Annotated in this window: 12 protein-coding genes; 9 read left to right on the top strand and 3 right to left on the bottom strand. The window is 42.2% G+C overall.

The genetic code is table 11. The features are described 5' to 3' along the window. Positions 1-49: 49 nt before the first annotated feature. A complete protein-coding gene (locus ED622_RS10175; RefSeq protein WP_122033767.1) occupies positions 50-682 on the top strand; it encodes a tetratricopeptide repeat protein in 633 nt (210 codons plus the stop codon). Between the two features lie 112 nt (positions 683-794). On the opposite strand, the gene hmpA is transcribed toward ED622_RS10175, so the two are convergent. Beyond that, a complete protein-coding gene (gene hmpA / locus ED622_RS10170) occupies positions 795-1,979 on the bottom strand; it encodes an NO-inducible flavohemoprotein (RefSeq protein WP_122033766.1) in 1,185 nt (394 codons plus the stop codon). Positions 1,980-2,086: 107 nt separating this feature from the next. On the opposite strand from hmpA, the gene nsrR reads away from it, so the two are divergent. From nsrR to metF, 8 genes are all read left to right on the top strand, one after another. Further along, on the top strand, positions 2,087-2,512 hold the full coding sequence (nsrR, locus tag ED622_RS10165) for a nitric oxide-sensing transcriptional repressor NsrR (protein WP_122033765.1): 426 nt from the start codon (positions 2,087-2,089) through the stop codon (positions 2,510-2,512). An 88-nt stretch (positions 2,513-2,600) separates the two neighbouring features. After that, the gene (gene rnr, locus ED622_RS10160) at positions 2,601-5,117 is read left to right on the top strand and encodes a ribonuclease R (protein ID WP_122033764.1); all 2,517 of its coding nucleotides are present in this window, start codon (positions 2,601-2,603) and stop codon (positions 5,115-5,117) included. A 70-nt stretch (positions 5,118-5,187) separates the two neighbouring features. Then, positions 5,188-5,931 (top strand): 23S rRNA (guanosine(2251)-2'-O)-methyltransferase RlmB, encoded by a 744-nt coding sequence (gene rlmB / locus ED622_RS10155; RefSeq protein WP_122033763.1) that lies wholly within the window; start codon positions 5,188-5,190, stop codon positions 5,929-5,931. A 233-nt stretch (positions 5,932-6,164) separates the two neighbouring features. After that, positions 6,165-6,545, top strand: coding sequence for a 30S ribosomal protein S6 (rpsF, locus tag ED622_RS10150; protein WP_045101091.1), 381 nt, complete (start codon positions 6,165-6,167; stop codon positions 6,543-6,545). Positions 6,546-6,553: 8 nt separating this feature from the next. After that, entirely contained in the window at positions 6,554-6,856 is a 303-nt protein-coding gene (gene priB, locus ED622_RS10145) for a primosomal replication protein N (protein ID WP_045101092.1), read from the top strand. Positions 6,857-6,871: 15 nt separating this feature from the next. Further along, positions 6,872-7,099 (top strand): 30S ribosomal protein S18, encoded by a 228-nt coding sequence (gene rpsR / locus ED622_RS10140; RefSeq protein ID WP_005421136.1) that lies wholly within the window; start codon positions 6,872-6,874, stop codon positions 7,097-7,099. A 39-nt stretch (positions 7,100-7,138) separates the two neighbouring features. Then, positions 7,139-7,588, top strand: a complete 450-nt coding sequence (rplI, locus tag ED622_RS10135) for a 50S ribosomal protein L9 (protein ID WP_122033762.1) — start codon at positions 7,139-7,141, stop codon at positions 7,586-7,588. Positions 7,589-7,860: 272 nt separating this feature from the next. After that, a complete protein-coding gene (gene metF / locus ED622_RS10130; RefSeq protein ID WP_122033761.1) occupies positions 7,861-8,751 on the top strand; it encodes a methylenetetrahydrofolate reductase in 891 nt (296 codons plus the stop codon). A 132-nt stretch (positions 8,752-8,883) separates the two neighbouring features. Here the strand turns inward: metF and ppc are convergent, their stop codons facing one another. Continuing rightward, a complete protein-coding gene (gene ppc / locus ED622_RS10125) occupies positions 8,884-11,514 on the bottom strand; it encodes a phosphoenolpyruvate carboxylase (protein ID WP_122033760.1) in 2,631 nt (876 codons plus the stop codon). A gap of 177 nt (positions 11,515-11,691) precedes the next feature. Beyond that, a complete protein-coding gene (gene argE, locus ED622_RS10120; RefSeq protein ID WP_122033759.1) occupies positions 11,692-12,828 on the bottom strand; it encodes an acetylornithine deacetylase in 1,137 nt (378 codons plus the stop codon). Positions 12,829-12,890 lie beyond the last annotated feature (62 nt).

Genomic DNA, 12,890 nt, shown 5'->3' with positions numbered 1-12,890 from the left:
TGCCGCTGACGTCGATACAATAAATACAGTTATAAAGAGTTGATGAATTATGAAACTACGACATCTCGTAGCAGCTTGTATGGTAGCCCTTGTACCCATGCATGCTTCTAGCGAAGAGATCGGGGAACCGATCCCAATTTACACCGAAAACCAATTATTCCGGTTGTTTGATACTAATTCACAGTTAACTCGTGTGAAGAACGTGGATAATTGTCAATTAGTTGAAGATATTGTTGCTCGTGCAACCAAAATTGATTCTCCCGCTTATGAGTTCCTTTATGGAGACATGTTAGCGTGGGGAGTATGTGTGGACCGTGATGTAGAGCTAGGGCTTTACTATATGGAAAATGCAGCAAGGCAAGGCTTACCAGCCGCACTTGAGCAAATTGGCCGATACTATGCCAAGGGAACATTAGTGCAACAAGATAGAGAGCGAGCAATTCCATACTTACGCGAAGCCGCAGGAATGGGAAATGTAAACGCTCGTATTCACCTCGCGGAGTTACTTCTGAGTGATTACGGTAGCCCGTTAGATTACGAAGATGCGTATCGATGGTTATATAACACGGTTACTGCCGATGGACGTAAACATAAACGAATTGCTAACCTAAGAGATGGTTTAGAAATGCGTATGCCTGGCAATGTGATTGCGAGAGCAAAAAGACGAGATACCTTCTGGTAGAACCTAAAGTTTGATAGTTAACTGTTTTTGTTAGATATGTAATTTCATCAGCTCAAAAAACGCCCAGCGATAAATTGTCGCTGGGCGTTTTTGCATTTAAAACTCTATTAATTTATAGAACCTTATGAGGGCCAAAACACTCATAATGAATACGATCTTCAGTAACACCAAGTTCAATCAATTGCTTAGCGACATGTTGCATAAAGCCGACAGGACCACAAAAGTAGTAGTGGCCATTATCAGAGACGATCGCTTCTTTAACCTCAGTTAAATTAATTAGACCGTTAAACTGGAAGTCTTGATTTAGCGTATCTGTTTCCTGTGCTTGGTTATACCAAGTATACGCAGAGATATGTTCATGCTTCTCAGCTAAAGCAGAAATGTGTTGTTTAAATGCATGTTGAGAGCCATTTTCCGTTGCGTGTAACCACGTTACTTTTTCTTCATGTTGGGTAAGTGTTTCTAGCATAGAAAGAGTTGGAGTTAAGCCAACACCAGCAGAAATAAGCGTAACAGGTGTTGATGCTTCAACTTCTAAGAAGAAATCTCCAGCAGGGGCTGTAAGGTTTACCTTATCGCCAATATTCAGAGATGCATGTAGGTAATTTGATGCTTTACCGCCGTCTTCTCGTTTTACTGAAATACGATATGTTTTTTCTTGTGGTGCAGAAGATAGGCTGTATTGGCGAACTTCTTGGTTTTCAAACTCTTCAGGATTTAAGTAGATACCTATGTATTGACCTGGTTTGAAGTGTGAAACAGGTTGATCATCTGTCGGCATAAACGTGAAGCTAGTGATGTGTTCACTCTCTTTTTCTTTGGCGACTAATTCAAACTCGCGCAGTCCACGCCAACCGCCATCAAGAGCGTTGTTATCTTGATAGATCTGCTCTTCACGTTGAATGAATACATTAGCAAGTACGCCATAAGCCTCGCCCCATGCATCTAATACTTCTTGGCCTGGAGAAAACATCTCATCAAGCGTCGCAATTAAGTGGCCACCAACAATATTGTATTGCTCGGCTGTGATCATAAAGCTCGTGTGCTTGTGTGCTATTTTTTCAACCGCAGGCAGTAAAACGGCTAGGTTTTCAATATTACCCGCATAAGCACAGATCGCATTGAATAGCGCTTCTCGTTGATCGCCATTGCGCTGATTGCTCATATTGAAAATATCTTTTAACTCAGGGTTATGAGTAAACATACGATCATAGAAATGAGCGGTTAATGCAGGACCAGTTTGTGCAAGTAATGGAATAGTTGATTTGATAATGTCGATAGTATTTTTGTTGAGCATAGTAGTTACCTTTAAAGGTGTATTTATTATATATGTTATAAGTTGTATCTAAAATATATCTTTTAGTCAAGAGAAGAATTACAATAAAAAAGAGATAGGGAGAGGATATGCAACTTACAAATTTTACTGATTTTGGCTTGAGAGCCTTGATATATCTAGCATCATTACCGAAAGATGAATTGACTAGCATTACAATAGTGACTGAAACATTTGATGTCTCGCGTAACCATATGGTGAAGATTATCAATAAACTGGGTCAAGAAGGTTACGTAAAAACCGTTCGAGGAAAGAATGGGGGGATTTGCTTAGGTAAGCCAGCTCAGCAGATCATTATTGGTGACGTTATTCGTTCGATTGAACCATTACAAGTCGTTAATTGCGCACCTGATTTTTGTCATATTACATCAGCATGTCGATTGAAGAGTGCCCTTGCTAAAGCCAAGCAAGCGTTTTTGGATGAGTTAGATAACTATACGATTCAAGATATGCTTACAGATAACAGCGAATTACTGATTTTGTTAAAGCGAGTTTAAGCTTGTAATTCAAGATCCTTTCCTATCTGTTGTTTCTATACTCAGGTACAATTACCTTATTATCTCCTCCGACTAAGCAGGTCAGCCTATGTCTAAGATTATTCAAAACGATCCTTTCAAAGATCGAGAAGCAGAAAAATACGAGAATCCAATTCCAAGCCGTGAGTGCATTCTTGAATTTTTCCAAAAAGCAGAAGCGCCTTTAAATCGTAATGACTTATTCGAAGCCCTAGGTTTATCTGGTGAAGATAACTATGAAGGCTTACGTCGTCGTTTAAGAGCGATGGAGCGTGACGGACAATTAGTTTTCACTCGTCGTCAGTGTTATGCATTACCAGAACGCATTGAAGTATTAAAAGGTGTTGTACTTGGACACCGTGATGGGTTCGGTTGGATCCGTCCTGAAGGCAGTGTTGGTAAAGACAACGATGTGCTTTTACCTTTCCACCAAATGAAGAAACTCATTCATGGTGATGTGATACTAGCTCAGCCAACTGGTACAGATAAGCGAGGCCGTAAAGAGGGTCGCGTAGTACGAATATTAGAACCTCACAATGACGGCATTGTTGGTCGATTCTTTATTGAAGATGGTCAAGGTTTTGTTGTCCCTGATGATTCACGTATTAATCAAGATATCTTCATTCCTACTGAGCACAAAATGGGTGCTCGCATGGGTAATGTCGTTGTGATTAATATTACTGACCGTGGTGGCCGTGCTCGTGGCATGTCAGGTCAGGTTATTGAAGTTCTTGGTGAGAATATGGCGCCAGGAATGGAGATCGATATTGCACTGCGTACTCACAATATTCCTCATGTATGGCCTACAGCCGTTGAAAAACAAGTTGAAGGCTTAGCAGAAGAAGTACCAGAAGAAGCAAAAGTAGGCCGTGTTGATCTTCGTGAACTACCATTAGTAACGATTGATGGTGAAGATGCTCGAGATTTCGATGATGCGGTATTCTGTCAAGCGAAAGCCTCTGGTGGCTGGCGTTTATGGGTTGCTATTGCCGATGTAAGTTATTACGTTCGTCCAGACAATGCATTAGACAAAGAAGCGATTCAGCGTGGTAACTCGGTTTATTTCCCTGCGCAAGTGGTTCCAATGTTGCCAGAAGTATTATCGAATGGCCTGTGTTCATTGAATCCTCAAGTTGACCGTTTATGTATGGTGTGTGAGATGACTATCTCAGCATCTGGTAAATTGTCAGGCTTTAAACATTACGAAGCGGTGATGAACTCACACGCTCGTCTTACTTACAACAAAGTAAGTGACATTCTAGATGGAGATGAAGAACTGACTCAACGTTATGAGCCATTAGTTCCGCATCTTAAAGAATTACACAACATGTATCAGGTGCTAAAAACGGCACGTGAAGCGCGTGGTGCAATTGAATTTGAAACCATTGAAACCAAGTTTATCTTTAATGCTGATCGTAAAATTGATCGTATTGAACCTGTTATTCGTAACGACGCACATAAGATCATTGAAGAATGTATGATCTTAGCTAACATCGCATCGGCAAGCTTTGTAGAAAAAGCGAAAGAGCCTGCGCTGTACCGTGTGCATGAGTCTCCAGGTGAAGAACGTCTGCAAGGTTTCCGTGATTTCTTAGGCGAGCTTGGTCTAAGTTTGTCGGGTGGATTAACACCATCACCAACAGATTATGGTCAATTGGTGCATTTGATTGCCGATCGTCCAGACAAAGAATTGATTCAAACGATGCTGCTGCGTTCAATGAAGCAAGCAGTATACAACGCAGATAATCAAGGCCACTTCGGTCTCGCATTGAAGCGTTATGCGCACTTTACGTCGCCAATTCGTCGTTACCCTGATCTACTGTTACACCGTGCAATTAAATATCTCATTGCCAAAGAGAAAGGCCAAAACAACGATCGTTGGACACCAACAGGTGGTTACCACTATTCATTCGATGATATGGATGTATTTGGTGAGCAATGTTCAATGACTGAGCGTCGTGCTGATGATGCGACACGTGATGTTGCTGATTGGCTTAAATGTGAATACATGCAAGATCATATCGGTGAAGAGCTAGAAGGTGTGATTGCTAATGTCACCGGCTTCGGTTTCTTTGTTCGATTGAATGATCTACACATTGATGGTTTGGTTCATATTTCATCGTTAGCGAATGATTACTATCAGTTTGATGCTGCTGGTCAACGCTTAACGGGTGAAAGCTCGGGTCAAGTTTTCCGTCTTGGTGATCAAGTTACGGTTAAAGTGGTTGCGGTAAATCTTGATGATCGCAATATTGACTTTGAATGCACAAGTTCAATGCGTAAAGCGCGTGGCCACGGTAAAACTGCCAAAGACAATGCGAAGAAACGCGATGGCAAAAAAGAACCGCGCCGTGATCCAAACTTCAAAGCGAAGAAAAAAGGGGATAAAGCGGAGCCAAAAGGTCGTGGTCAATTAGGTGAACGTAAACCCAAAGGTAAGAGCAAAGTGAAATCAAAAGCTCAAGCCATGGTTGAGCCAACAAAACGCCCAGACGGTTCTGCTGAAGAGGTTAAGGCAAAAAGAAAGCCAAAACCTAAGCACAAGAAAAAAGTGCGCGCAAGAAAGCCTAAGCCAAAAGCGGAATAAGCAACCCTTCGATAATGAGGCAAACTTGCCTCATTAGAACCACTAATTTGTAATAGAAAGAAGCGATAACATGAGTAATGAATTTCTTTTTGGTATCCACGCAACCAAAGCAGTATTAGAGCGTGATCCGGCCCGTTTTATTGAAATATTTGTATTGAAAGGTCGTGAAGACGATCGTTTGCTACCTATTATCAAGGAACTGACTGATCTTGGGTTTAAAATCCAAGAGCTTCCACGTAAAACGTTGGATGACAAAGCAAATGGTGCGAATCACCAAGGTATTATTGCTCGTGTTACTCCTGCTAAGCAGCTTAATGAACATGACTTAGATGACATCATCAACAAGACTGAGAACCCGTTGTTTCTAGTTCTTGATGGTGTTACTGATCCTCATAACTTAGGTGCTTGTCTACGTAATGCTGATGGTGCTGGTGTAGCGGCGGTTATCGTTCCTAAAGATAAGTCTGCATCAATGACAGCAACGGTAAGTAAAGTCGCTTGTGGCGCTGCGGAAGTGGTTCCTTTGGTTCGTGTGACTAACTTAGCTCGTACTATGCGTGCTCTGCAAGAAAAAGGCGTATGGTTTGTCGGTACTGCTGGTGAAGCGACACATAATGTATACCAAGCTAAGTTAACAGGCCCATTAGCTATCGTTATGGGAGCGGAAGGGGACGGTATGCGCCGCCTAACTCGCGAGACCTGTGATGACCTAATTAAAATCCCAATGGCAGGCTCTGTAAGCAGTTTAAATGTTTCTGTAGCGTCAGGTGTCTGTTTATTTGAAGCAGTACGTCAACGTTCGTTACAAGGCTAAATAGTCTATAAAAACAAGTGGCTAAGAGTGAGGGTGATGAGTATTCCATTACCTTCTTTTTTTTAACTGAATCAAAGAAAATATTTTTGTGATTTAGATATCTTTTTCTTGCCAATAACGCTGTTTTTCTATACTATCCGCCGTTCTTAATTCTCAGTCTTTTTTTTAGTTCCTTGCTTCCCTTGGATGACTGAGCCAATCGTGGAAGCTGAATAATCCGTAAGGAGCAACCAATGCGTCATTATGAAATCGTATTCATGGTGCATCCTGATCAAAGCGAGCAAGTTGCTGGCATGATCGAGCGTTACACAGGTTCAATCACAGAAGCTGGTGGTACTATCCACCGTCTAGAAGATTGGGGTCGTCGTCAAATGGCTTACCCAATCAACAAATTGCATAAAGCACACTACGTTCTTATGAACGTTGAGTCTGAGCAATCTGTTATTGATGAACTAGAAACTGCATTCCGTTACAACGATGCTGTTCTACGTAACATGATCATGCGTACTAAAGCTGCGATCACTGAGCCATCAGTAATGATGAAAGCTAAAGAAGAGCGTTCTGCTAAGCGTGAAGACGCTGCACCACGCGCTGAAGAAGCTGCTGCTGAGTAATTGATTTGATGACCAATCGATTGGAGTTGAGCGGTATTATCGCCAAGGCTCCGGTTCGAAGTCTTAGTCCTGCGGGCATACCTCATTGTCATTTTGTCATTGAGCATCGTTCGATTAAACAGGAAGCTGGCTTATCACGTGAAGTCTATTGCAGAATGAACGTGGTAGTTAGTGGACAAGGGTCTCAAGCTTTAACTGCAAACTTAGCTCAAAGCAGTAACGTTACGGTAGGTGGTTTTATCACTTATCAGACAGGCCGAAATGGCGTGGCGAGAGTAGTGTTACATGCTGAGCATATTAAATTAATTTAGATCTGGAGATAGCCCATGGCTCGTTTCTTCCGTCGTCGTAAATTCTGCCGTTTTACAGCAGAAGGCGTACAAGAGATTGACTACAAAGACGTAGCAACTCTAAAAAACTACATCACTGAAGCTGGTAAAATCGTACCTAGCCGTATCACTGGTACTCGTGCTAAATACCAACGTCAGCTAGCTCGCGCTATCAAGCGTTCTCGTTACCTTGCACTTCTACCGTACACAGATAAGCATCTGTAAGTCGATAGCGGTTTAATAAGTTTATAGAGGACTAAGATAATGCAAGTTATTCTACTTGATAAAATCGGTAACCTAGGTGGCCTTGGCGACCAAGTTAACGTTAAAGCTGGTTACGCACGTAACTTCCTTATCCCACAAGGTAAGGCTGTTATGGCAACTAAAGCTAACGTAGAGATGTTTGAAACTCGTCGTGCTGAATTAGAAGCTAACGTTGCTAAGCAACTAGCTGCTGCTGAAGTTCGTGCTGAGTCTGTTAACGCTCTAGAAGTTACTATCGCATCAAAATCTGGTGACGAAGGTAAACTATTCGGTTCAATCGGTACTCGTGACATCGCTGACGCTGCTACAGCTGCTGGCGTTGCAATCGCGAAAAGCGAAGTTCGTCTTCCTGAAGGCGCTCTACGTACAACTGGTTCTTTCGAAGTTAGCATCCAACTTCACTCTGAAGTATTTGCTACATTGAAATTAGAAGTTACTGCTGCTGAGTAATCACTAGCTAACTTATAATTTAAACGCCAGCCTTAGTGCTGGCGTTTTTTTTGTCTTTCAATTACATTCATATATCCTTTCCATTCTCCCTATCACTTTTTTCTATCTTGAAAATAACTCAATAACAACTTGAGAAAAATTCATAATCAGCCCCTTGACATTGAACGCTATAACATACATTCTGTAGACATATAGACGTCTAAATGATGTCGACACGGATGATATATTTTTGTAATGCACTATGTTTAGCATTACAGCAGGGAGAGCAAGATATGGCCTATTCACACGCAAGCCACCTAGAATCACTAAATCAAAATATTGCTGAGCTTGATGGTAATATCAATGTCTCTTTTGAGTTTTTTCCGCCAAGTTCAGAGAAGATGGAAGAAACATTGTGGAACTCGATTCACCGCTTAAAAACATTGAAACCAAAATTTGTCTCCGTTACTTATGGTGCAAACTCTGGCGAGCGTGATCGTACACACTCAATCATTAAAGAAATCAAAGAACAAACAGGTCTTATTGCAGCGCCGCATTTAACCTGTATTGATGCAAGCCGTTCAGAGCTTGTTGATATTGCCAATGATTACTGGGCAAATGGTATTAAAGATATCGTTGCATTACGTGGTGATATTCCAGCTGGCGGCGGTGCTCCAGAAATGTATGCATCAGATTTGGTTGAGTTGTTAAAGTCTCAACATGACTTTGATATTTCAGTAGCGGCATTTCCTGAAGTTCATCCTGAAGCGAAAAGTGCACAGGCTGATCTACTTAATTTAAAGCGTAAAGTGGATGCGGGTGCGAATCGTGCGATTACTCAATTCTTCTTTGATGTAGAAAGTTACCTGCGTTTTCGTGACCGTTGTGTGTCTGCGGGTATTGATGTTGAGATCATTCCAGGTATTTTACCTGTATCGAACTTCAAACAAGCATCTCGCTTTGCGAAAATGAACAATGTGAAGATCCCAGGTTGGATGGCACAGCAGTTTGAAGGCTTGGATGATGATCCAGTAACTCGTCAAATGGTCGGTGCAAGTCATGCGATTGATATGACGCGTATTCTAAGTCGTGAAGGTGTGAAAGACTTTCACTTCTACACTCTAAACCGTGCAGAACATACTTACGCACTGTGTCATACGCTAGGTGTTCGTCCTAAAGGCTAAAATTGCCTAAGAATCATTGATAAAGAACCGCTCACTGTAGCGGTTTTTTTATGTCGGTATCTTTCTAAAAGATAAAAAAAAGGCCACCGAAGTAACCTTTGAATAATAGGAAGGGGGTTTTAACGCTTAGGCTTAACCCGTGTTACGCATACCTGCAGATATACCTGCAATCGTAACCATTAGTGCTTCTTCAAGCTCTGGTGACGTATCTTCTTGCTGACGGGTACGGAACAGCAGTTCAGCTTGCAGCATGTTTAGTGGATCAACATAGATGTTACGTAGCTTGATTGATTCAGAACCCCATGGGTCACTTTCCATTAAGTGATCGCTGTTCTCTACGTTCAATACCGCTTTAATATCCGCTTGTAATTGATTACGTAGACGCTCACCTAGAGGCCATAGAGACTTATCTGTTAAACGTTGGTCATAGTATTCAGACATCTGTGGATTACACTTGGTGTAAACCATTTCAAGCATACCAAGGCGCGTAGAGAAGAAAGGCCATTCACGACACATCTCTTCTAATAGCTCTTGATGACCCTTATCAATTGAATATTGAATTGCTTCACCAGCACCTAGCCACGCAGGAAGAACCAAACGGTTTTGACTCCATGAGAAGATCCATGGAATAGCACGTAAGCTCTCAACGCCACCATTTGGGTTACGCTTAGCAGGGCGAGATCCTAGCGGAAGTTTACCTAGTTCTAACTCCGGTGTTGCTGCACGGAAGTAAGGAACAAAGTCTTTTTCGCCACGAACCACATTACGGTAGGCTTCACATGACACTTCAGACAGCACTTCCATCAGATCACGCCAATCTTGTTTTGGCTCTGGTGGTGGCAGAAGGTTAGCTTCAAGGATCGCACTTGCGTATAGGTTAAAGCTGTTTACAGCAACTTCAGGTAGACCCAATTTAAAGCGGATCATTTCCCCCTGTTCTGTTACGCGTAAACCGCCTTTTAAACTTTTCGGTGGCTGAGACAGAAGAGCTGCATGCGCTGGAGCGCCGCCACGGCCAATAGTACCGCCACGGCCGTGGAATAAAGTAAGCTCAATGCTCTCTTTCTCACACACTTCAACCAGTGCTTCCATCGCGCTGTATTGCGCCCAACCTGCTGACATTACACCAGCATCTTTTGCAGAATCAGAATAACCGATCATTACCATTTGATGGTTCTGGATAAACCCACGGTACCAATCAATAGAGAATAGCTGTTCCATTACTTCTTTTGAGCGATTCAAATCGTCCAGAGTTTCAAACAGTGGGCATACATCCATACGGAATGGACAGCCAGCTTCTTGAAGTAATAAGTGAACCGCTAATACATCAGATGCAGTACGAGCCATTGAAATAACATAAGAGCCTAACGCTTCTTTAGATTGCTCAGCAACGACTTTACAGGTGTCGATAACTTCTTGAACTTCAGGAGATGGCTCCCAATTACGAGGTAAAAGAGGGCGCTTAGAGCTTAGCTCGTTCACAAGGAAAGAGATTTTGTCTTGCTCGCTCCACTGGTCGTAATCACCAATGCCTAAGTAACGAGTCAGCTCTGATAGAACATCTGAGTGACGAGTACTTTCTTGACGAATATCTAAACGTACAAGGTGCGCGCCAAACGCTTTCACACGACGTAATGTATCTAATAGTGAACCTTCTGCAATGATACCCATACCGCAAGCATGCAGTGATTGATAACACGCATACAGTGGTGCCCATAGTTGGTCAGCATCGGTCAGAATCGTTTTATTCGGAGCTCGTTCACCTTTCATTTGTGCATCTAGGCTTTCAAGTGTGTCGCCTAGCAGTACTCGAAGCTGTTTTAGGATTGCACGGTAAGGTTCGTGTTGATCACCAGCGAGCTCACGAACTTCATCAGAACATTTCACCATCGAAAGTTCACTGATCAATTCGTTAATGTCTTTCAAGTACAGATCAGCCGCTTTCCAGCGAGAAAGAAGCATTACTTCACGAGTGATCGTGTGTGTTACAAACGGGTTACCATCACGGTCACCGCCCATCCAAGAGGACATATGCACAGGACGAGCATCAATTGGAAGACCTTCACCAAGGTGACCTTCTAAACGTTGGTCGAATTCACGTAAGAAATCCGGAATACCTTGCCATAACGAGTTCTCAACAACGGCAAAGCCCCATTTTGCTTCGTCTAATGGGGTTGGGCGTTCTTGACGGATAACATCAGAGTGCCACGCTTGAGCAATCAGTTGTTCAAGTCGACGTTCCGTTTTATCACGTTCAGAGAAAGAGATATCACCAAGCTCAAGCTTTGATAAGCATTCGTTGATTTTTACCAACTTGTTGATCATAGTGCGACGTGCAATTTCGGTTGGATGTGCTGTTAAAACAAGCTCAATGTTTAATTCACGAACCGCTTGTGCTGTATCCAACTTACTAACGTCATTTTGGCTTAGTTTAGAGAATAGGGTGCTAATGGCATCAGGTTCACATACGTGTGCTTCACAATGACGTGAAATCGTATGGTACTGCTCTGCCATATTGGTTAAATTTAGGAACTGACTGAATGCACGAGCAACTGGAGTCAGTTGATCATCTGGAAGACTTTTAATTTCTTCAATCAGTGCATTACGGTCATCGTCGCTTCCTGCGCGTGCTGTTTTAGACAGCTTACGAATGGTTTCAACTTTTGCTAATAGCTCTTCACCATGTGCGTCTCGAATCGTGTTTCCAAGTAAGTGACCCAACATGCTGACATTGCTTTTTAAAGCAGCGTACTTTTCATTCATACATACTTCCTATACTGTAATTTTGTTACATCCTAAGTTTTTTCTACCACCAATCTATCCGAATTTACGGCGCTTCGTCAAATATTGAAGAATAAACGATGACTTTTTAAACAATATCTTGCCGTAGATCATCGAATATTCATTTTGATGTTGACGGTTTTTGTAAATTTATTTCACCTAAAAACAGTGCTTGTACATTAACTTACTCAATACATTGATCGTTGGATCGATAAAAGAAAATGCTAAAAATTCATCAGGTTGGTGTGCTTGCTCAATTGAACCAGGACCCAAAACGAGCGTTGGACAAAGATCTTGTAAGAAAGGCGCTTCGGTACAATAGTTCACGGTCTCGACTTCTTGACCACAAATCTCAGCAGTACTGGTCACAATTGGGCTGTCTGCGCTACATTCGTAACCTGGAATAGGCTCATGAAGAGGGGTGATATCAATACGACCAGGCCACTTAGCTTCAACCTCTTTTAATGCATCACGCAGCATATTGTCTAACCCATCAAGGCTGATCCCTGGTAATGGACGCACATCATAGTGCAACTCACAACAGCCACAGATACGGTTAGGGCTATCACCGCCATGGATATGACCGAGGTTTAATGTTGGGTATGGAATCGAGAATCCAGGGTTATGGTATTCCTTAACCAGTTTGTTTTTTAAATGCATTAAGGCAAACATGATCTCATTCATGATCTCTAATGCATTCACACCATGAGCAGGATCAGAAGAGTGTCCCGATTTTCCTGTAACTCGAACGGCATTAGCAACATGCCCTTTATGCCCACGAATAGGTTTTAAACTCGTCGGTTCACCAATGATGCAGTAATCCGGTTTGATTTGAGTGTTTGAGGCAAAGTGACGAGCCCCTAGCATGGTCGTTTCTTCATCGCAGGTTGCTAGAATATAAAGTGGCTTAGATTGGTCTTTCCAATTGATATTTTTAATCGCCTCTAAGATGAAAGCAAAAAAGCCCTTCATATCGGCAGTACCTAAACCATAAAATCGGTCATTGGCTTCGGTTAAGGCATGAGGCTCATAGTTCCAACGTCCTTGATCATAAGGCACAGTATCTGTATGCCCTGCGAGTAATAACCCACCTTCGCCTGAACCTAATTTAGCCAATAGATTGAGTTTGCCTTTTTCAATCTCTTCAATTTCGACTTCACACCCTAAATCTTCACACCATTGCGCTAATTTATGGATGACTTCGGCATTGCCTTCATCCCAACTTGAGTCAGTTGAGCTGATCGATGAGGTCGAAATGAGTTGCTGATAATACTCTTTAAATTCTGGAAATTTCATTTATTCATACATCCACTGTTGACACAAAAGATAGAACCCTGTAAAACACATATTAACTCACG

Origin of the sequence: Aliivibrio sp. EL58, from assembly GCF_900312675.1 — a bacterium.
GTDB lineage: Bacteria > Pseudomonadota > Gammaproteobacteria > Enterobacterales > Vibrionaceae > Aliivibrio.
Note: the sequence above shows the minus strand (reverse complement) of the source record. Positions and strands in the feature narration are given on the sequence as shown.